Source organism: Sphingomonas sp. 1185 (assembly GCF_040544655.1).
GTDB lineage: Bacteria > Pseudomonadota > Alphaproteobacteria > Sphingomonadales > Sphingomonadaceae > Sphingomonas.
In genome coordinates, this window is record NZ_JBEPKL010000007.1 from 18,979 (window position 1) to 39,823 (window position 20,845).

Sequence of the window (20,845 nt, forward strand, 5' to 3'; positions counted from 1 at the left end):
TAGACGGCCAGATCAAAAAGGGCTGCCAGACCGCTGCCGCCTCGTTGCAAGCGGCAGCCATGAACAGCTCTCTACCGAGGACTTTATGGCAGCAACGTCACTGAATCCATTGCGCGAAGTTTAGCGACTGCGAAGTTTCGCCGAAGAGAACGATCCACATTGGCTTAAACTTATGGTTCTTTAATGAGTTGACTCGGCCGGGTTGGAAGCGTCAAATTTCACTGTGTCTGAAAGAACTCAAAACTTGGCGCTGCGACTGATACGGCAGGGCGTGGAGCCGGCGGACGCTGTGCGTGCGGGCGTTGTCCTAAGCGACTTACCTTCGCTAGCCGGAGCAAAGATCGCAGCTGGGCCAGTTGGCGGTGGTACGCCTAATTGGGCGGAATTCTTGGGGCTCACGGAAGGGCAGAAGGCTGACCTATTCCAGCATTCAAGCTATGGGCTGGTCTTCGTCAGGGCGGCGGAACGCTGGTTCGCTGTTGCTTTTGGGCTTGGCCATGCGAAGCTTGACGCCGCAGCCATCGAGCAGGACTTCGGCCTCCGCGTGGTTCTTAATGCCGTCGACCATCGCAAGCTGAAGAGTGCAGATGTCCGCACACCGGACGCGAACACGCTGAATCGTCGATCGCAGGCGAGTCGTGGCGCCGAGCGAACGGTGTTCGAAATCGACCCCGAACGGGACATCGTTAGAGGCTTGCTCGGCGAGCCGAAGGACAAGGCATTTGCGACACGTATCAGCGGGAGCGACAGCTTGTCGATTCGCCGCAAGGCGACGGTGGGCGACTTGCCAGCGATCTGCGCGAGGGCATTCGAGCTATACAACGAGGACGCGTATAAAGCCGAGTTTGGCTGGATCGACCACATCAGGCATGTTCGTGATCGAGATACGCTCGCCAAGCTCGAAGCAAGCCTTGTCAATACGATGACGGGAACGCTCATAAAAAACGCATCCGAAGTTGATGAGGTCAGCCTGGCCTTTCCTGCTATGTACGATCCAGACAAAGGTGGATCGGTCACCTTTCGTGGCTACGGCTCGCGTCTGGTCTATCCTGATCTAGAGGTGGCGCATTACCTTCAGGGCCTGAAGGACAAGGGCAAGGCCGCCTACACGGCGGATATGCTCGACAGCCATTTTGTACAGGAAGTTGACGAGGACGGGACCTCCGCCGGTTCATCTTGGAAGATGCGGGATTGCTTAGTCTACGAGACGAAGCTGGAAGGCTCAACTTACACCTTGTCCGGAGGGCGCTGGTACAAGATCGACAACGCCCTCGCGGAGGAGGTCGAGGCGTACTTCGATGATGTCGCCAAGGTCGACTTGCCGGCGGCTGCCCCCGGAGATAACGAGAAAACTTATAACGCCGCGCTGGGAGCAGCAGGCGGTGACTTGCTATCGCTGGACGTCCAACTCGTGAAGCCGAGTGATGCTTCCTCGCCGATTGAGGTGTGCGACTTCCTTTCTAAGGGTGGCGCGCTCATTCATATCAAGGACAAATCTGAGTCTTCGAAGCTCAGTCACTTGTTCAACCAAGGCTTGGTGTCGAGTGTCGTGCTGAAGCGCGACGGCAAATTTCGCGACGCGGTTCGAGCAAAGATAGCGGCTCAGCCAGGCGGGGCTGTCTTCGAAGACATTATTCCGGCGGCCGACCAGCCATTCGATACTTCTAAATTCAGGGTAGTTTTCGGCGTGCTGGTCAACGCCGCACCGGGCAAGGACCTGAAGCTGCCATTCTTCAGCCTGATCTCGTTTCGTCATGCTGCGAGGCGGATTGCTAACGAACTCGGCTACGGCGTGGCTTTCGCGTGGATCAAGAAGCCAGGTGTGGGTGCCGGCAAGAAGAAGGCGAAGGCAGTTTCGCCAGACGCACCAGTTTGATGCGCGCGATCGAGGCATTTTATGTCCTAGCCTTCTCTAACGAAGAAGCGGCTCGCCAACCAAAGCGAAACGCGGCTGCTTACCGGAATTATTGATGCCGTGGCCCACTTTGGGGCGGAATTCATCGGAAAGTTCGGATCGCCGATGTGATGGATATCGATCGTCTAGCGCAGCGGCGGCTCGGCCGCGGAACTGCCAGTCGAATACCGACCAACTCAAGACGTTCCTGATTGCGCTTGTGAATGACCGCCACCACCGCAACCGGCCATTTCTGGTGCGTTAAATGCTCGGCAAGAGCGCGCCACTTGCGGTTTTTAGAATCCGATCTCTTTTATCCTGAAACCTTCCATCCGTTCAGACTCTGCCTTCAACCTGGATGCGATGGTACACGGTCTGACCGGCATTTTCCTCTCAGCAACGGTCTGGTGATAGGTAGAGTGTCCATTTGAGATTACGGGGAAGAGAATGAGCAAGAATGACGGCAAAGCGCTTGAGAAAGAAGTTGCAGATCTCGTCGCCAATTTACTGCAATCAGGCGACCTCCCCTATCGACCCGAGCTATGTAAATTCAAGGCAAAAGCGAAATATTATTCACGAAATAGAGAAGCTGAAGTGGATTTCGAGAACGTACTTGAAGTATACGTAAAAGACAATTTTGGAAAAGACGGTGCAAAGCCTACTCATGTCGTAATATTTGAATGCAAGGATCACGAGCGGGATCTAGAAGTCAAGCTTATGGACGAACTTGTTGGTCGCCTTTCTGGAGGCTACGGCTTTAACGTAAAAGCTTACATGGTGACCCGTAACGGATTCCAGTCAGGCACTCTTTCTACAGCTAAAAATAATGGCATCGGGCTCATCAAGCTGATGCCTGATGATAAAATCTTGTTCCTCACCCATTTTCAGACTTATGATACGATTGAGCAATCCCGCCGCGGATTCCCCCAGCGCGCTCGCCGAGCACTCACGAATCCGAACTATATTTCGGAGGGGGAAAGTTTCTATGGAGCCGATGATGGCTATGTATTTCGTACGTTTAATCGGATGATCGTGCAGTACTTTGAAAAGGCTGTGGTCGCGACCTACTAACGCGCAAATGTGGGCAGGGAGCTTAGACCGAATCAGGGTGGCGGCTTCCTGCTATTCTCTGCCCAAAGCTTGCCAGACCGCAATCGGCCAGTGTTACGCGTTCGTCGACCGATCGTAGGGGGCAACTGTGATGTTCATGCGAGAGCGATAGGCTGTCGCTTTCGAATCATGACATTGAGGATGATGAAGAGTTGTCTGGCGACGGCGATGAGGATGGTTTTCGGCGCCTTGCCCTTGGCACGCATCCTGTCGCGCATGGCGGTGAGGACGGGGATACGCCGTGAGGTATTGAGGGCGGCGATGTAGAGGGCTTCTCGGACTTTTCGTCGATCGCCCCAAACGCGCCTGGCGCCGCGCCATGTCCCGCTTTCGCGGGCGTGCGGGGCCAGGCCTGCGAGCGAGGCGATCTTGCGACGGCAGAGCGTGCCGAGTTCGGAAAGTTCACCGAGCAGGGTTGCCAGGACGGTGGGTCCGATGCCGGGAACGGCGTTCAGCAAGTGGGCCTGTTCGGACAGAACCTGATCCTGGGCGATGAAGCCTGCGATCTGTCGGTCGAGCTCGGCAATCTGCTGGCTGAGCAGGTCGATCATGGCTTCGATGGCTTGGGCGATTTCGGGCTGGCCTGCGCTGTGGCGATGCAGCTTTTTGGCTTTGCGCATGTCGACCAACTGTTTGCGACGACGCAGGAAATTGGCCAGGCGCGAACGGGCTGGGCTGAGCGGGATGGTAGCGGGCAGGTTCAGCGCCGCGCCCATCTGCGTGAGCACGCGGGCATCGACACGGTCGGTCTTGGCCAGCGTGCCGGTGGCTCTGGCGAACTCTCGCGCCTGACGCGGATTGACGCGCGAGAAGGGCTGGCCGCGTGTCGCCAGCGCAGCGATCAGGTCGCCGTCGCAGCCGCTTGTGGCCTCGAAGACGAGGCGGATATCGTGGTCGAGCGTGTCGAGCCAGACGGCGATGGCATCGTATGTATTGGCGATCTGCCGGATCCGGCCTGATGGCAGCTCGCAGATGTCGATGACGGCACGCGAAAGGTCGCAGCCGATAACGGCTTGTGGCATGGTATAGGCCCCTGTCCATGTCGTGCGGGATCAGCAGTCCCAAGCAACTGTTCAGGGTTGTGACCAACGCGGAAGGGACCCTTGCTCCCTATCGGGCTCCAAACCCTCGGGGGGGACGGGCTCCCTTCCGCAACACCTTCATACCACCGTCGCATCAGACAGGGGGGCTCCGGGAATGTCGGGTGTTGGATATGAATCTGCCATTCTCGGCCATGAATGCGAACGGCGAGTGCGTCCCAAACCGAGCCATTCAACCAGCGCTCCCGCAACATGAACCAATGACCGGAGTTGGGAAGTCGAAAAGCGCCAGCGAGTGTCGACAAATGGGTCTGTCAGGCAGCGCAGCTGCATCGGCCGTCACGCAAGGTGGCAGCCAATAAGGCTGGCAACCCTTGCTGGCACCGAGGCGAGATCGTCCGTTTGCCCATCGACGAGTTCGGACGTGACCACCGTCGCGCCGCAGAAGTCAAAGATGCCATGATCGATTTGGGCGCGCATGGCATTGCGATAGCCGTGCTTGGCATAGGTCGCGACGCTGGCGCCTGCTAGCGCGACGAGATGGACGTTCAACCGTCCAAGTTTCTTGACGATGCCTCGATCGGTATCTTCCTCGAACGCCCACCCGGATATGAACACGCGGTCGATCCAGCCCTTGAGGACCGCTGGCATTGACCACCAGTAGACCGGGTGCACGAGAATGAGATGATCCGCTCGATCGATCCGCTGCTGTTCCCGGCGTACATCTGGCGGCGTCGGGCCAGCTGCGGTGAACGCTGCATGGTCAGCAGGTCCGAAGACCGGATCGAACTCTTCCGCCACCAGATCGGCAAGCTCGACGGTGTGCCCGAGCGCTGCTCCTGCATCGAGAATTGAAGACGCAACGGAGCGGGTCAGCGACGGGCCGGCAGGATGCGCCATGACGACGAGGATGTGCACTGCTGCTACTCCCGTTTATCGGATTGTGCGGCAGGTTGAACGGATATGCTCGACCAGCATCTGCGGGTTCTCCATCGCTGCGAAGTGTCCACCACTGTCCGCCTCGGCAAAGAAGCGCAGGTTCGCGAAGCGCGCTTCAGCCCAGCGCCGCGAGAGCCGAACCTGCTCGCCGGGAAACATGCTGACCCCGGCCGGTAACGGGATCGGACCGTGTGGCATTCGTTGCGCCATCTCCTGCGCGGCCTCCCAGTAGAAGCGCGCCGAACTCGGCCCGGAGTTTGGTAGCCAGTAGAGCATCACGTCGTCGATGAGATGGTCGAGCGAGATCACGCGCTCGGGCTCACCATCGCTGTCGGATACGTCCTGAAACAGCGCGTAGATCCAGCTCGCCAGACCTACAGGGGAGTCGGCCAGCGCGAATGCGACCGATTGCGGACGGGTGCATTGCAGCTTCATATAGCCCGAGTATTCCCGGTCATAGCGCCGGGCGTCGTCAAGCATCCGCTGTTCGTCGGGCGTTGCGTCGGCGATTTCTGCGTGCGTTGGCTGAAACATCACCATGTTGAGGTGGATGCCAACCAGACCGGGCGCGCGCATATGGGCGAGCGCTGTCGTCACCGCAGCCCCCCAGTCGCCGCCCTGCGCCATCCAGCGGTCGCCGTAGCCCAGCCGTTGCATCAACTGCCCCCATGCCGCGGCGGTGCGGCCCACGCCCCAGCCGGGCCCGGTGGGCTTGTCCGAGAAGCCGAAGCCCGGCAGCGCCGGGATCACGAGATGGAAGGCGTCCGCGGCATCGCCGCCATGCGATTGCGGATCGGTGAGCGGCCCGATCAGGTCGCGGAATTCGAGGATCGAGCCGGGCCAGCCGTGGGTCAGCAGCAATGGAGTGGCATTCGCGTGTGGCGACCGGATGTGTAGGAAGTGGATGCCCAGTCCGTCGATAACGGTCCTGCTGCTGCCCCATCCGTTGAGCATGGCCTCCGTAGACCGCCAATCGTAGCCGTCCCGCCAGTGCTCGACCAATCGCCGGATCGTCGGCAAAGCAGGCCCCTGACGCCCATCCGTGGTCGTGCCGGGGTCGGGCCAGCGCACACGATCGAGCCGGTCGGCGAGGTCGCTGAGGTCGGCTTCGGGTATGTGGATCGGGAACGCCGTCACCGCATCGGGTTGGACCTGATTGATCGTGGATCTCATGGTGCATCCTTTCGTGTCGGGAAAGGATAGTCGTTGCATAGCGACCCGATTAGATGGCCTATGCGCGACAGGTGTTGCATACGATGCAACAATGATGGACCTGTCTGATCTTCGTGCCTTCGTGCGCATCACCGACCTGATGAGCGTTTCGGCCGCGGCAAGGTCATTGGGCTTATCAAAATCAGGGGTCAGTCGCGCATTGGCCAGGCTTGAGCAGCAGGTCGGTGCCGTCCTCCTCGATCGCTCGACCCGGCATATGCGCCTGACCGACGCTGGCATCCTGTTCCGGCCGCACGCCCTTCGCATCCTCGCCGATGTCGACGAGGCGGGGGCGGCGCTCGAAGGTCTTGCCGCCGTGCCGAGCGGCACGTTGCGGATCAGTCTGCCGTTCACGATCGCAAGCGCGCTGGTCGCGCCGATGCTGCCGTCCTTCATGGCGGCTTATCCACAAGTGCGCGTCGACCTGAAGATCGATGACCGCGTCATCGACATGCCGGCCGAGCTCGTGGACATGGTTGTCCGGGTTGGCCCGTTGGCCGACAGCGATCTGATCGCGAAGCACCTACTGACATCGAAGACATGGCTGTGTGCGAGCCCTGACTATCTCGCGGTGCGCGGCACGCCGCTTCGCGCGTCCGATCTCCAGGCCCATACGCTGCTCGACTATGCGGATCGGCCAGTGGCCTATCACGACGGCGCAGCTGAACAAGCGGGCATCGCCGAATTCCGCCCGCAAGCCGTGATCTCCGACGCCGCAGCGATCCTGCCCGCCGTTCTTGGCGGCTGCGGCATCGCACGGCTTCCGGACTTCCTCGTCAAAGCTCCTGTCGAGGAGGGCCGACTGGTCAGGTTGTGGCCTGCCGGTCGTACCCACGAGGTTGCCATCCACGCGCTCTATCCAAGCCACCGGGCCTTGTCGGCGAAGGTTCGGGTCTTCATCGACGCCTTGGTCGAAGCTGCGAAGAGCCACGCAGATGGATGAGGATTTCGGTTGGCTGCAGCGACATGAGGAATACTCGCGGCATCGGCTACCTCCAACCTGAACGAATGTCGGATCCTGGTAAGCAGGCGGGAAGCTGCGAGTGTCCGCTTCTGGGTCTTTTCACCTAGATAAAGTCGTGCCGTTGAGACGTCGTACGCGGGTGCGAGCGGAACCAATCTTTTGGCTGGCTGAGTTGACGCTTGGAATCTTGGGATTCGCCATCGCTAGCGGATGGCAGGCGAAAGCGATCACGAACAACGAGAGGTAGCGAACGTCGAAGCGCAGCTTCGATGCTGCCTCGACATGCCGCCTTCGTCTGGACAACCCGCCGTCACCCGGCGGGAATGCATGCTCGTGCTCGACGCGCTCGCCAGTGAGTTCGATTCACTGTTCGAACACAGATAGGGACAGGAAAATTGGCAAAAACCAACCGCAGCCGGACCAGGGCTTTCGCGTATATGCGCTTGTCGGTCGACAAGGAGGGCGGTGCGCCTCAGAGCATCGATGCCCAGCGCAGTGCTATTCTCGCCTACGCGGCCAAGCATGACATTATGATCGTTGAGGAGTTTGCCGACGCCGGCTTCAGCGGTCAGACCGACAAGCGCCCCGAATTTCAGCGGCTGGTGCAAAAAGCTACCGCGGCCGATCATCCGGTCGATCTGGTCCTGATGTTCATGTTCAGCCGTATGGCCAGAAACATGCGACTGTTCTTCGACGTGGTGGGCAAGCTGGACGACGCAGGCGTCGAGGTTCGGTCGATCACCGAGGATTTCGGTCAGGGCCGTGGCCAGCGGATCGGCCGGACGATCACGGCGATGATGAACGAGGAGCAGGCGCGAGACGCGGCAATCCTCACGCGGAAGAGCCGCAGGGAGAATGCGCGGCAAGGCTTCTACAATGGCGGCCCGGTGCCGTTCGGCTACGAGACCTACGTCGCCCGGCAGGACGGCGAGAAGGAACGGCGAAAGCTGGCGATCGTCGAAGCCGAAGCGGCGATCGTACGCCAGATCTTCGACTGGGCTGACGTGGGCCGTGGCGGGCGCTGGATCGTCAAACAGTTAAACGAAGCGGGGCGAACCCTGCGCGGTGCGAGGTTCGCCAACAGCAATGTTGCCGGCATTTTGGCGCGCGAGGTGTACACCGGCGTCTATCACGATCGTACCGCCGACGACGATGGGATCACCCCGGACGTGGAAGATGCTATCGCAGTCACCTGTCCCCCGATCATTACCCGGGACCAGTTCGATCGCGTGGCCGCCATGCGGGCAACGCGCAATCCCAGGCGGATGGCACCGCATGTCGCCGCCGGCACCACGCTACTCACCGGGGTCGCCCGCTGCGGCATGCCCGGCTGTTCGAGCGGCATGACGATCCGCACGGGGAAAGGTGGTCGCTATACCTACTACGTCTGCAACGACCGGGTGAACCGTAGCGGCACCTGCGCCTGTCCGAGCATCCGGCGCGAAAAGCTGGACAGCTTGGTTCTGGATGCGATCGAGGCAAGGTTGCTGGCGCGCGATCGGTTGCGCACATTGCTCGCTGGCGTTCTCGATGTCTCACAAAGTCGACAGGCGGAACGTGAGGCAGACCTTACCCGAAGCCGTTCGGAGCGGACGCGGCTCAACACTGCGATCAGTAATCTGCTGATCCTGATCGAAGAAGGGACGATGAGCGCGAGAGACCCGGCGTTTGTCGACCGCATGGCGACCAACCGGGCGGCACTGGCGGCGGTATCAAGCCGGATCGATGTGCTGGAAGCGCAACTGGCGAAGGGCAAGCGCAGGATCGACGAGCAAACCATTGACCGTTTCGGCGACATGCTTCGCAAGAAAATGCGAAGCGACGACAGCACGCTCCGTTCGTCCTACCTCAAGATGTTCGTCTCGAACGTCATCGTGTCGGATCACGAGATCGTGATCTCGGGCCCCATGTCGAGCTTGGAAAATGGCGTCTCTGTCGGACTTCCCGTCAAAGAGGGCGAGGTGCCCATCTTTGACCGGGAGTGGTGCCCAGAAGAGGACTCGAACCTCCACGACCTTGCGATCGCCAGCACCTGAAGCTGGTGCGTCTACCAATTCCGCCATCTGGGCACGGGGTAGGCCCGCGCCTTTAGGGTAGGGTTCGAATCCTTGTCAACGGCTTTTTTGCGAGGCAAAGGGGCGAAAGACGATTTTTCTCGAAAAAATAGGGACGGTCATGACGAACAAGCTGGTGACGCTGATTGGCGGCGGGGGCTTTCTGGGCCGCTATGTCGCACGCGAGTTGATGCGCACGGGCGCGCGGGTGCGGGTCGCGCAGCGCGATCCGCGCCAGGCCTATTTCCTGCGCACCCAGGGCGGGCTGGGCCAGACGCAGTTCGTCGCGGCCGATATCGCACGGCCCGACACGGTCGCGCGCGCGGTCGAGGGCGCGGATGCCGTCGTCAATCTGGTCGGCGTGATGGGCGGCAATATGCAGCGTATCCATGTCGACGGCGCGCGCACCGTCGCCGAGGCCGCGCGCGGGGCGGGGGTCGAGGCGCTGGCCCATGTCTCGGCCATCGGCGCCGATTCGAACGGCGCGGCGGCCTATGCCCGGTCGAAGGGGCAGGGCGAGGATGCGGTGCGCCAGGCTTTCCCGAACGCCACGATCCTGCGCCCCTCGATCGTGTTCGGGCGCGAGGATCAGTTCGTGAACCGCTTTGCGGGCATGGTGTCGGCGCCGATCGTGCCGATCCTGCGCGCGGGGGTGAAGTTCCAGCCGGTGTTCGCGGGCGATGTCGGCCAGGCGATCGTCGCGGCGATCCTGGACGGCGAGACGCATGGCGGCCGCACCTATGAGCTGGGCGGGCCGGACGTGCTGTCGATGGGTGAGCTGATCCGCTGGATCGCCGCGACGCTGGGCCGCAAGCCGAACTTCGTCGAACTGCCCGACTTTGCGGGCGCGCTGCTCGCCCGGCTGCCCGGCTCGCCGATCAGCTGGGACCAGTGGCTGATGCTTCAGCAGGACAATGTCGCCGCCGCCGGTGCGCCGGGTCTCGCCGCGCTGGGCGTCACCCCCGCGCCGCTGGCGACCGTAGCGCCCGAATATCTGATCCGTTTCCGCAAGGCGGGCCGGTTCGGGCGGCGGGCGCAGACGCTGGCGGCCTGAGCCGTCCCATAACGCCCCACGGGTCGCCGCTTAGGCGTTTCCCTGTCGGCCCCGTCGTCCTATGGCGACGGGGCCAATTTTTTGGGGACGCTCGTGAACGATCTGCTAGCCGCCATCATCCTCGGTATCGTCGAGGGGGTCACCGAATTCCTGCCGGTGTCCTCGACCGGACACCTGATCCTGGCGGGCGCGCTGCTCGGCTATGACGATGCGCGGTGGCAGATGTTCAACATCGTCATCCAGCTGGGCGCGATCCTGGCGGTCGTCGTCCTCTACTGGCGGACCTTCTGGACCGTGCTGGAGGGGCTGTTCAAGCGCGATCCGGGTTCGATCCGCTTCGTGCGCAACCTGCTGATCGCCTTCATCCCCGCCGCCGTCATCGGCGTGCTGGCGAAAAAGCATATCGAGGCGCTGCTGCTCCAGCCCAAGGTCGTCGCCATCGCGCTGATCGTCGGCGGCATCGCGATCCTGGTGATCGAGCGGCTGGTGAAGCCCGGCACGACGCGCGGCATCGCGGCCGTCCCGGCCCGGACGGCGCTGGGCGTCGGCTTCCTCCAGTGTCTGGCGATGATTCCGGGCGTCAGCCGCTCGGGCGCGACGATCCTGGGCGCACTGACCCTGGGTGTCGAGCGGCGCACGGCGGCGGAGTTCAGCTTCTTCCTCGCCATCCCCACCATGCTGGGCGCCAGCGTGGTCGAGACGGCGGGGCATCTGGATGCGATGCGCAGCGGGAGCAGCGTCGGGCCGATCGAAATCGGTGTCGGCTTCGTCGTGTCCTTCGTGGTCGCCTTGCTGGTCGTCCGCTGGTTCGTCGGCATCGTCGGCAAGCACGGCTTCGGCCCCTTTGCCTGGTATCGAATCGTCGCGGGCAGCATCGCGCTGGCGCTGCTGACGCTGCATTGATACCGTATCGGACCCATTTATTTGCGGGCCGCTCGCAATAAGGGCGTGTCGCGCATAAATAAGGGTCCAAATAGGACGTAGTAACTGTCCTATATGTCGATTTGCCCGTGACATGGGGTCGTTCGCGCAATATCCGCATCTTCGGAGGCGCATATGGCGAACGATTCTATGCTGAAGTTTGTAGGCCGCGAGCAGGCTTATCCGGCCAAGCGGGCGGCCGAGGCGCGCGCGGAGGATTTCCGCGAGATCGCCGAGCGTTATGCGCCCCCGGCGGCGGAGGATCAGGCGGGACGCTGCTCGCAATGCGGCGTGCCCTATTGTTCGGTCCATTGCCCGCTGCACAATCATATCCCCGACTGGCTGCGCCTGACCGCCGAAGGGCGTCTGCGCGAGGCCTATGAGCTGTCCAACGCCACCTCGACCATGCCCGAGATTTGCGGCCGCATCTGCCCGCAGGACCGGCTGTGCGAGGGCAATTGCGTCATCGAGTTTTCGGGCCACGGTGCGGTCACGATCGGATCGGTCGAGAAGTTCATCACCGACACCGCCTGGGAAGAAGGCTGGGTCGAGCCGCTGGTCCCCGGCCCCGCGCGCGGCCAGTCGGTCGCGGTGATCGGCGCGGGGCCTGCGGGGCTGACGGCGGCGGAATATCTGCGCGTCTCGGGCTATGAGGTCCATGTCTATGACCGGCACGACCGGGCGGGCGGGCTGCTGACCTATGGCATCCCGGGCTTCAAGCTGGAAAAGCCCGTCGTCATGCGCCGGGTCGAGCGGCTGAAGGCAGGCGGCATCGTCTTCCACGAAGGTTTCGCGGTCGGTGAGGACGCGACGCTGGAGGATCTGCGCCGCCGCCATGACGCGGTGCTGATCGCGACCGGCGTCTACAAGGCGCGCAATGTCGATGTGGACGGTGCGGGCGCGAACGGCGTGATCGCCGCACTCGACTATCTGACCGCGTCGAACCGCAAGAGCTTCGGCGATACGGTCGAGGCGTTCGAGAATGGCTCGCTCAATGCCGAGGGCAAGAATGTCGTCGTGATCGGCGGCGGCGACACCGCGATGGACTGCGTCCGCACCGCGATCCGCCAGGGCGCCAAGTCGGTGAAGTGCCTCTATCGCCGCGACCGGGCCAACATGCCCGGCTCGCAGCGCGAAGTCGCCAATGCGGAAGAGGAAGGCGCCGAGTTCGTCTGGCTGTCCGCGCCGCTCGGCTTCGAGGGTGGCGAGTCGGTGACGGGTGTGCGCGCCGCCAAGATGCGGCTGGGTGCGCCCGACGCCAGCGGCCGCCGCGCGCCGGAGGCCGAGCCGGGTGCCGACCATCTGCTGGAGGCGGACATGGTCATCAAGGCGCTGGGCTTCGATGCCGAGGACCTGCCGAGCCTGTTCGGCACCGCCGAACTGGGCGTCAGCCGCTGGGGCACGGTGCTGGTCGACGGCCGCACGCTGATGACCAGCCTGGACGGCGTGTTCGCGGCGGGCGACATCGTGCGCGGTGCCTCGCTGGTGGTGTGGGCGATCCGCGACGGTCGCGACGTGGCCAAGGCGATGCACCAGTGGCTGAAGGCGCGCGCCAAGACGGCGACGCGCGAGAAGGTGGCGGCATGATGCGCGACGCCACCCCGATGCAGGACGTTCCAGCAGGACAAGAAGTGATGACCGACCAGCGCCAATATCTCGCCGAGCATGGCATGTACCGCCCCGAGTTCGAGGGCGATGCGTGCGGCGTCGGCATGGTCGCGGCCACCGATGGCCAGCCCTCGCGCCGGGTCGTCCAGTCGGCGATCGACGCGCTGAAGGCCGTGTGGCATCGCGGCGCGGTCGATGCCGACGGCAAGACCGGCGACGGCGCGGGCCTGCATGTCGACCTGCCGCACCGCTTCTTCGACGATGCGATCGCCGCGTCGGGGCACAAGGTGCTGCCGAACCGGCTGGCGGTCGGCATGATCTTCATGCCGCGCACCGATCTGGGCGCGCAGGAGACCTGCCGCACCATCGTCGAGAGCGTCATCATCGAGGCGGGCTATACCATCTATGGCTGGCGCCAGGTGCCGGTCGACGTCTCGGTCATCGGGCTGAAGGCGCAGGCGACCCGGCCGGAGATCGAGCAGATCATGATCGCCGGGCCGATGCCCGACGAGGTCGATGCCGCCGAGTTCGAGAAGAATCTCTACTTGGTCCGCCGTCGCATCGAAAAGCGGGTGATCGCGGCGCAGATCAGCGGCTTCTATATCTGTTCGCTGTCCTGCCGCTCGATCATCTACAAGGGGCTGTTCCTCGCCGAGAGCCTGTCGGTCTTCTATCCCGACCTGCAGGACCACCGGTTCGAGAGCCGGGTGGCGATCTTCCACCAGCGTTATTCGACCAACACCTTCCCGCAATGGTGGCTGGCGCAGCCCTTCCGCTGCCTGGCGCATAATGGCGAGATCAACACGATCCGCGGCAACAAGAACTGGATGCTCAGCCACGAGATCCGGATGGCCTCGATCGCGTTCGGCGACAATTCGGAGGACATCAAGCCGGTGATCCCGGCGGGCGCGTCCGATACCGCCGCGCTCGACGCGGTGTTCGAGGCGATCTGCCGGTCGGGTCGCGACGCGCCGACCGCCAAGCTGATGCTGGTGCCCGAGGCGTGGCAGAAGGACCTCGACACGCCCAAGGCGCATGCCGAGATGTACCAGTATCTCGCCTCGGTGATGGAGCCGTGGGACGGCCCCGCCGCGCTGGCGATGACCGATGGCCGCTGGGCGGTCGCGGGCATGGACCGCAACGCGCTGCGCCCGCTTCGCTACACGCTGACCGCCGACGGGCTGCTGATCGTCGGGTCGGAAAGCGGCATGGTGGTGGTGCCCGAGGCGACCGTCACCGCCAAGGGCCGGTTGGGGCCGGGGCAGATGATCGCGGTCGATCTGGCCGAGGGCAAGCTGTACGACGACCGCGCGATCAAGGACCAGATCGCGGGCGAACAGGACTATGCCGCGATGATCGGCGAGTTCCTGACCATGGACCAGTTGCCCGCTCCTTCGGAAGAAGAAGCGCTGGTGCGCATGCCGCGTGCCGAGATGCTGCGCCGTCAGGTCGCCGCCGGTCAGACCATGGAGGATATGGAGCTGATCCTGTCGCCCATGGCCGAGGGGGGCAAGGAAGCGATCGGGTCGATGGGCGACGACACGCCGCTGGCGGTCATTTCCGACAAGCCGCGCCTCATCAGCCAGTTCTTCCGCCAGAACTTCTCGCAGGTAACGAACCCGCCGATCGACTCGCTTCGCGAACGCTATGTGATGTCGCTCAAGACCCGGTTCGGCAATCTCGCCAACATCCTCGACACCGAGGATCGGCGCGAGCGGGTGCTCGTCCTGCCGTCCCCGGTCCTGACCGGCGCCGACTGGCATAGGCTGAAGACGCATTTCGGCCGCTCGGCCGCCGAGATCGACTGCACCTTCGAGGCCGATGGCGGCCCCGACCGTCTGCGCGCCGCGATCCAGCGCATCCGCAACCAGGCCGAACAGGCGGTGCGCGAGGGCCGGTCCGAGCTGTTCCTGACCGACGAGCATGTCTCCGAGGATCGCGTCGCGATCGCGGGCGTGCTGGCGGCGGCGGCGGTGCACACGCATCTCGTCCGCCGGGGGCTGCGCAGCTATGCGTCGATCAACGTCCGCTCGGCCGAGTGCCTCGACACCCATTATTATGCGGTGCTGATCGGTGTCGGCGCGACCACGGTGAACGCCTATCTGGCCGAAGCCGCGATCGTCGACCGTCATCAGCGCGGCCTGTTCGGCGACCTGACCATCGACCAGTGCCTGGCCAACCATCGCACCGCGATCGAGGATGGCCTCCTCAAGATCATGGCCAAGATGGGGATCGCGGTGATCTCCAGCTATCGCGGCGGCTATAATTTCGAGGCGGTCGGCCTGTCCCGTGCGCTGGTCAACGACCTGTTCCCCGGCATGCCCGCCAAGATTTCGGGCGAGGGCTATAACTCGCTCCATTACTCGGCGATGGTCCGTCACGAGGCGGCCTGGGACCAGCATGTCGCAACGCTGCCGATCGGCGGCTTCTATCGCCAGCGCGATGGCGGCGAGACGCACGCCTATTCGGCGCAGCTGATGCACCTGTTGCAGACGGCGGTCGCGACCGACAGCTATTCGACGTACCTGCAATTCGCACGCGGGGTCGGCGACCTGCCGCCGGTCTATTTGCGCGACCTGCTCCAGTTCAACTTCCCGAACGAAGGGGTGCCGGTCGATCAGGTCGAGGCGATCACCGAGATCCGCAAGCGCTTCGTGACGCCGGGCATGTCGCTGGGCGCGCTGTCGCCGGAAGCGCACGAAACGCTGGCGATCGCGATGAACCGGATCGGCGCGAAGGCGGTGTCGGGTGAGGGCGGCGAGGACAAGCTGCGCTATCAGCCATACGACAATGGCGACAACGCCAACTCGACGATCAAGCAGATCGCGAGCGGCCGCTTCGGCGTGACGGCGGAATATCTGAACGCCTGCGACGAGATCGAGATCAAGGTCGCGCAGGGCGCCAAGCCCGGCGAGGGCGGGCAGTTGCCCGGCTTCAAGGTGACCGAGTTCATCGCCAAGCTTCGCCATGCGACGCCGGGCGTGACGCTGATCTCGCCGCCGCCGCACCACGACATCTACTCGATCGAGGATCTCGCGCAGCTCATCTATGACTGCAAGCAGATCAACCCGCGCGCGCGCGTCTGCGTGAAGCTGGTGAGCTCGGCGGGCATCGGCACGGTTGCGGCGGGCGTGGCCAAGGCGCATGCCGACGTCATCCTGGTGTCGGGCCATGTCGGCGGCACGGGCGCCTCGCCCCAGACCTCGATCAAATACGCCGGGACGCCCTGGGAAATGGGTCTGTCCGAGGTCAACCAGACGCTGACCCTGAACGGCCTGCGCGGGCGTATCCGCCTGCGCGCGGACGGCGGCCTGAAGACCGGGCGCGACATCGTGATCGCGGCGATCCTGGGTGCCGAGGAGTTCGGCATCGGCACGCTGTCGTTGGTCGCCATGGGCTGCATCATGGTGCGCCAGTGCCATAGCAACACCTGCCCGGTCGGCGTCTGCGTGCAGGACGAGCGGCTTCGCGCCAAGTTCACCGGCACGCCCGAAAAGGTCATCAACCTGATGACCTTCATCGCCGAGGAAGTCCGCGACATCCTGGCACGCCTCGGCGTGCGCTCGCTGGACGAGGTGATCGGGCGGACCGAGCTGCTGCGCCAGGTCAGCCGTGGTGCCGAGCATCTCGACGATCTCGACCTCAATCCCGTTCTGGCGAAGGTCGATGCGACCGATGCCGAGCGGCGGTTCAGCCTGTCGACCTTCCGCAACGAAGTGCCCGACAGCCTGGATGCGCAGATCATCAAGGACGCGAGCGCGGTCTTTTCGCGCGGCGAGAAGATGCAGCTGACCTATTCGGTGCGCAACACGCACCGCGCGGTCGGCACCCGCCTGTCGTCGGAGATCACCCGCAAGTTCGGCATGAGCAAGCTGGCCGACGGGCATGTCACCGTGCGGCTGCGTGGGAGTGCGGGCCAGTCGCTGGGCGCGTTCCTGTGCAAGGGCGTGACGCTGGAAGTGTTCGGCGATGCCAATGACTATGTCGGCAAGGGCCTGTCGGGCGGCACCATCATCGTACGCCCGGCGGTCAGTTCGCCGCTGGCCAGCCAGAAGAACACGATCATCGGCAACACCGTCCTCTACGGCGCGACCTCGGGCAAGCTGTTCGCGGCGGGCCAGGCGGGTGAGCGTTTCGCGGTCCGCAACTCGGGCGCGACCGTGGTGGTCGAGGGTTGCGGCGCGAATGGCTGCGAATATATGACCGGCGGCGTCGCGGTGGTGCTGGGTCAGGTCGGCGCGAATTTCGGCGCGGGCATGACCGGCGGCATGGCGTTCATCTATGACGAAGAGGATCGCTTCGCCCGCCGCGCCAACCCCGAGAATATCGTGTGGCAGCGCCTGGCCTCCGCCCATTGGGAAGGCGTGCTGCGCGACCTGGTCGAACAGCATGCCGCCGCGACCGACAGCAAATGGTCCAAGGGTCTGCTGGAGGACTGGGACCGGGTCGCCGGGCATTTCTGGCAGGTCTGCCCTAAGGAAATGCTGACCCGCCTCGCCCACCCGCTCGATGACAGCGTCGAGGCGGTGGCGGCGGAGTAACGGACCATATTCTTCCTCCCCTGCAAGGGGAGGGGGACCATGCGCAGCATGGTGGTGGGGTGTCACCCTATCGAGAGCGCGACACCCCTCCGTCAGCCCTTCGGGCTGCCACCTCTCTTGCAGGGGAGGAATAGCGACGCACTCCGTTCAGCCTGAACGGGGCTGCGGGATGTGGGGCAGGGCAAGAGCCTTTTGCGTCCTGACATCCCCGTCATCCCGCCGACAGGGATCGCGGAACCGTTGCGGGATCGTGACGGTTACGCCGCGATGCATGAAGGGGAGGGCCATATGAACATCGACCGCCAGAGGATCGAGCGAGGGGGATTCATCCTCTTCCTGGCGATCGTCACCATCGGCCTGATCGCGGTGATTTCGGGCTTTCTGATCGCGCTGCTCTGGGCGGGGCTGGCGGCGATCCTGTTTCGGTCGCTGTTCCAATGGCTGCTGACCAAGACCGGCGGGCGGCGCAATCTCGCCGCCGGGCTGACCATGTTGATCATCACCTTTGCCGTGGTGGTACCGACCCTGTTGATCGGCAGCATGGTCGTCGACCAGGCGTCGGGCGTCTATCTGAAGATGCGCAGCGGCCAGATCGACTTCGCACAATATTTCCAGCAGGTTCGCGACGCGCTTCCCCAGCGGCTGCGCCAGGCGATGGACAATTCTGGCGTCGGCAGTTTCGAGGGGCTTCAGGCGCGCGTCTCGCGCACGCTCAGCAGCAGCGTCAGCCAGATCGCGACCCGCGCGCTGTCGATCGGGCGCAACGCCTTCGCCTTTGCGCTGGCCTTTGGCGTCGGGCTCTATGTCGCCTTCTTCCTGATCCGCGACGGCGACCGGCTGGGCCCCGATTTCGTCCGCGCGCTGCCGCTGGACCGGGGCGTGGCGACGCGGCTGGTCGATACCTTCGTCGCGGTGGTGCGCGCGACCATCAAGGGATCGGTCATCGTCGGGCTGGTGCAGGGGGCGCTGGGCGCGATCACCTTCTGGATCGTCGGTGTGCCCGCCGCGCTGCTCTGGGGCGTGCTGATGGCGATCGCGGCGCTGCTCCCCGCGATCGGCCCGGCGATCATCTGGGGGCCGGTCGCCATCTATCTGCTCGCGACCGGCGCGGTCTGGCAGGGGGCGGTGGTCGTCGCCTCGGGCGTGCTGGTCATCGGGTTGGCCGACAATATCCTGCGGCCGATCCTGGTGGGGCGCGACACGGGACTGCCCGACTGGATCGTGCTGCTGACGACGCTGGGCGGGATCGAGCTGCTGGGGTTGAGCGGCATCGTCGTCGGACCGGCGGTCGCCGCGCTGTTCCTGGCGGGATGGCGCATCCTGAGCGAGCAGCGCGGGGCGGTCCCGGCTGCCGAAACGGCGGGCTGACGACGCGCCGCCGCGGTTTGCACCGCGGCAAGCCGGTCCCTATGGTCCGCCGCCACGGGGGCAGGGGTGCGCCTGGGGCAAAGGGACGGTAATGAGGGTGCGATCGGGCGGGTGGATGGCGATCATCGGGCTCGCGGTGGTGCTGGGCGGATGCCGCGAGCGCACGTCCGCAACGGCCAGCCGGGGAACGGTGATCGAAGTGCCCGTGCCCGAGCCCGCTTCACCCGCCCGTCCGGCGGAGCCTCGGTCGGACGCCGTTGCGGGCCGGGGCGGCCCGACCATCGGCTTTCCCCAGGGCGGCGCGGCGCTGAACGCCGAGGCCCGCGCCGCGCTCGACCGGCTGGCCGGCGACCGGGCGGCGGGGCAGGGGCGGATCGTCCTGCGGGGCCATTCGGACAGCGAGGGCGATGATGACTCCAATCGCCGCATGTCGCGCAAGCGCGCGGAGGCGGTGCGCGCCTATCTGGTGGCGCGGGGCATCGCCGCCACGCGGATCGAGGTGATCGCGCTCGGCGAGACCCGTCCCATCGCCCCCAATGCCAAGCCCGATGGCAGCGACGACAGCGCGGGCCGCGCGCGCAACCGCCGGGTCGAGATCGCGCTGGACCCCGCCGCCTGACCCTCGACGGAAGCGCGCCGGTCACCCCGGATTGCGGACCGGGTCGCCGCCCTTTAGGGGGATCGGCATGGCCAAGGCTGATCGACTTGCTCGCCTCGACGCGCACCGCGTGGATATGGAAGGCGAATATCGCGAGGCGCTGATCGCCGCGCTGCGCACCACGGCGGCGGGCAAATGGGGGCTGTTCGATCATCGCAAGGACCGCGCAGCGCGGGCGGCGGTGGCGCCGGTCGTCGCGCAACTGACCGAGATCGGCGAGAGCATCGACGACGCGCGCGAGCAGCTGGGGCTGCCGCCGTTCGACCTTCATGCGGAGTTCCTGGCCGCGCGCGGGCCGGTCGGGCCCGAGGCGGTCGGCGAACCCCGGCAGGCGCTGGCCTGGCTCGACCGCCTGCTGGCGGCCCCGCCTCTTACCGAGGGATGACCGGCGGGCGGCTTACGCCGCCTCCAGCCCCTCCATCGCGACCGCCGCGATATCGTCGCCCAGCTGGTCGACCCGCGCCGGATCGGCGTCCCAGGCGAACATGAACCGCGCGCCCCCGCCGATGAAGGTATAGAAGCGCCAGCCGCGCGCGCGTAGGGCTTCGAGGACGGCGGGCGGCGCGCTCAGGAACACCGCATTGGCCTCGACCGGGAACATCGGCGCGATACCGGGCAGGCCCGCCACCCGGTCGGCCAGCCGCCGGGCACAGTCATTGGCATGGGTCGCGTTGGACAGCCACGCGCCGGTGTCGAGCATCCCGATCCACGGCGCGGCGAGGTAGCGCATCTTGGACGCCAGCTGCCCCGCCTGTTTGCAGCGATAGTCGAAATCCTCGGCCAGCACGGGGTCGAAGAACAGGATCGCCTCGCCCACCGCCATGCCGTTCTTGGTGCCGCCGAAGCACAGCACGTCGACCCCGGCGCGCCACGTCATGTCGGCGGGCGAACAGCCGAGCGCGGCGCAGGCATTGGCGAAGCGGGCGCCGTCCATGTGCAGCCGCAGCCCCAGTTCGCGACAGGTCGCCGACAGCGCATGGATTTCGGCCAGCGTATAGACCTGCCCCGTCTCGGTCGGCTGGGTGATCGTCACCGCGCGCGGCTTGGGGAAATGGATGTCCGACCGGCCGGTGGCCAGCGCGCGCACCGCGTCGGGGGTCAGCTTGCCGTCCTCGGTCTGCGCGACCAGCAGCTTGGAGCCGTTCGAGAAGAATTCCGGCGCGCCGCATTCGTCGGTTTCGACATGCGCGGAGGCCGAACAGATGACGCTGTGATAGCTCTGGCACAGCGCGGCGAGCGCCAGCGAGTTGGCCGCCGTGCCGTTGAAGGCGAAGAACACCTCGCACTTGGTCTGGAACAGCGTGCGGAACGCGTCGGCGGCGCGGTCGGTGAACGGGTCCTCGCCATAAGCGGGGACATAGCCCTGGTTCGCCTCGGCCATCGCCGCCCAGGCCTCGGGACAGATGCCTGCATAATTGTCGCTGGCGAACTGCTGGGGGGCAGGGTGCTGGGGAATGGCCGCGTCCATCACAAATCCTTCGT

The 20,845-nt window shown here is 64.6% G+C and carries 14 protein-coding genes, 1 tRNA gene and 1 pseudogene; 11 read left to right on the forward strand and 5 right to left on the reverse strand.

Going from position 1 to position 20,845, the window contains the following annotated elements:
• The first annotated feature begins 244 nt into the window (after positions 1 to 244).
• Together ABIC44_RS07240 and ABIC44_RS07245 are read left to right on the forward strand one after the other, a co-directional pair.
• Complete coding sequence (locus ABIC44_RS07240) at positions 245 to 1,876, forward strand: DUF6119 family protein (RefSeq protein WP_354294581.1); 1,632 nt, start codon at positions 245 to 247, stop codon at positions 1,874 to 1,876.
• A 465-nt stretch (positions 1,877 to 2,341) separates the two neighbouring features.
• Positions 2,342 to 2,965, forward strand: a complete 624-nt coding sequence (locus ABIC44_RS07245) for a hypothetical protein (RefSeq protein WP_354294583.1) — start codon at positions 2,342 to 2,344, stop codon at positions 2,963 to 2,965.
• Positions 2,966 to 3,099: 134 nt separating this feature from the next.
• On the opposite strand, the gene ABIC44_RS07250 is transcribed toward ABIC44_RS07245, so the two are convergent.
• From ABIC44_RS07250 to ABIC44_RS07260, 3 genes are all read right to left on the reverse strand, one after another.
• Entirely contained in the window at positions 3,100 to 4,026 is a 927-nt protein-coding gene (locus ABIC44_RS07250; RefSeq protein WP_354294585.1) for a transposase, read from the reverse strand.
• Between the two features lie 357 nt (positions 4,027 to 4,383).
• Complete coding sequence (locus tag ABIC44_RS07255; protein ID WP_058745205.1) at positions 4,384 to 4,962, reverse strand: NAD(P)H-dependent oxidoreductase; 579 nt, start codon at positions 4,960 to 4,962, stop codon at positions 4,384 to 4,386.
• Between the two features lie 15 nt (positions 4,963 to 4,977).
• Positions 4,978 to 6,156: an epoxide hydrolase family protein gene (locus ABIC44_RS07260; RefSeq protein ID WP_354294587.1), complete on the reverse strand. Its 1,179-nt coding sequence runs from the start codon at positions 6,154 to 6,156 to the stop codon at positions 4,978 to 4,980.
• A 91-nt stretch (positions 6,157 to 6,247) separates the two neighbouring features.
• Between ABIC44_RS07260 and ABIC44_RS07265 the strand changes: the two genes are divergently transcribed.
• A complete protein-coding gene (locus ABIC44_RS07265) occupies positions 6,248 to 7,138 on the forward strand; it encodes a LysR family transcriptional regulator (RefSeq protein WP_354294589.1) in 891 nt (296 codons plus the stop codon).
• A 458-nt stretch (positions 7,139 to 7,596) separates the two neighbouring features.
• Positions 7,597 to 8,622, forward strand: a pseudogene (locus ABIC44_RS07270) (recombinase family protein); the annotation flags it as partial.
• Positions 8,623 to 9,141: 519 nt separating this feature from the next.
• On the opposite strand, the gene ABIC44_RS07275 reads toward ABIC44_RS07270, so the two are convergent.
• Positions 9,142 to 9,228, reverse strand: a tRNA-Leu gene (locus ABIC44_RS07275).
• 106 nt (positions 9,229 to 9,334) lie between these two features.
• On the opposite strand from ABIC44_RS07275, the gene ABIC44_RS07280 reads away from it, so the two are divergent.
• From ABIC44_RS07280 to ABIC44_RS07310, 7 genes are all read left to right on the forward strand, one after another.
• Positions 9,335 to 10,267, forward strand: coding sequence for a complex I NDUFA9 subunit family protein (locus tag ABIC44_RS07280; RefSeq protein WP_354294591.1), 933 nt, complete (start codon positions 9,335 to 9,337; stop codon positions 10,265 to 10,267).
• A 93-nt stretch (positions 10,268 to 10,360) separates the two neighbouring features.
• Positions 10,361 to 11,170: an undecaprenyl-diphosphate phosphatase gene (locus ABIC44_RS07285; protein ID WP_309699876.1), complete on the forward strand. Its 810-nt coding sequence runs from the start codon at positions 10,361 to 10,363 to the stop codon at positions 11,168 to 11,170.
• A 153-nt stretch (positions 11,171 to 11,323) separates the two neighbouring features.
• The gene (locus ABIC44_RS07290; RefSeq protein WP_354294593.1) at positions 11,324 to 12,775 is read left to right on the forward strand and encodes an NAD(P)-dependent oxidoreductase; all 1,452 of its coding nucleotides are present in this window, start codon (positions 11,324 to 11,326) and stop codon (positions 12,773 to 12,775) included.
• A 47-nt stretch (positions 12,776 to 12,822) separates the two neighbouring features.
• Positions 12,823 to 17,337, forward strand: a complete 4,515-nt coding sequence (gene gltB / locus ABIC44_RS07295; protein ID WP_354294708.1) for a glutamate synthase large subunit — start codon at positions 12,823 to 12,825, stop codon at positions 17,335 to 17,337.
• A 288-nt stretch (positions 17,338 to 17,625) separates the two neighbouring features.
• Positions 17,626 to 18,705 carry an AI-2E family transporter gene (locus ABIC44_RS07300; RefSeq protein ID WP_354294595.1) on the forward strand — a complete coding sequence of 360 codons (1,080 nt, stop codon included), beginning with the start codon at positions 17,626 to 17,628 and terminating at the stop codon, positions 18,703 to 18,705.
• A 91-nt stretch (positions 18,706 to 18,796) separates the two neighbouring features.
• The gene (locus tag ABIC44_RS07305; RefSeq protein ID WP_354294597.1) at positions 18,797 to 19,324 is read left to right on the forward strand and encodes an OmpA family protein; all 528 of its coding nucleotides are present in this window, start codon (positions 18,797 to 18,799) and stop codon (positions 19,322 to 19,324) included.
• 67 nt (positions 19,325 to 19,391) lie between these two features.
• A complete protein-coding gene (locus tag ABIC44_RS07310; protein ID WP_354294599.1) occupies positions 19,392 to 19,748 on the forward strand; it encodes a hypothetical protein in 357 nt (118 codons plus the stop codon).
• A gap of 12 nt (positions 19,749 to 19,760) precedes the next feature.
• On the opposite strand, the gene ABIC44_RS07315 is transcribed toward ABIC44_RS07310, so the two are convergent.
• The gene (locus ABIC44_RS07315) at positions 19,761 to 20,831 is read right to left on the reverse strand and encodes a threonine aldolase family protein (protein WP_354294600.1); all 1,071 of its coding nucleotides are present in this window, start codon (positions 20,829 to 20,831) and stop codon (positions 19,761 to 19,763) included.
• Between the last annotated feature and the right edge of the window lie 14 nt (positions 20,832 to 20,845).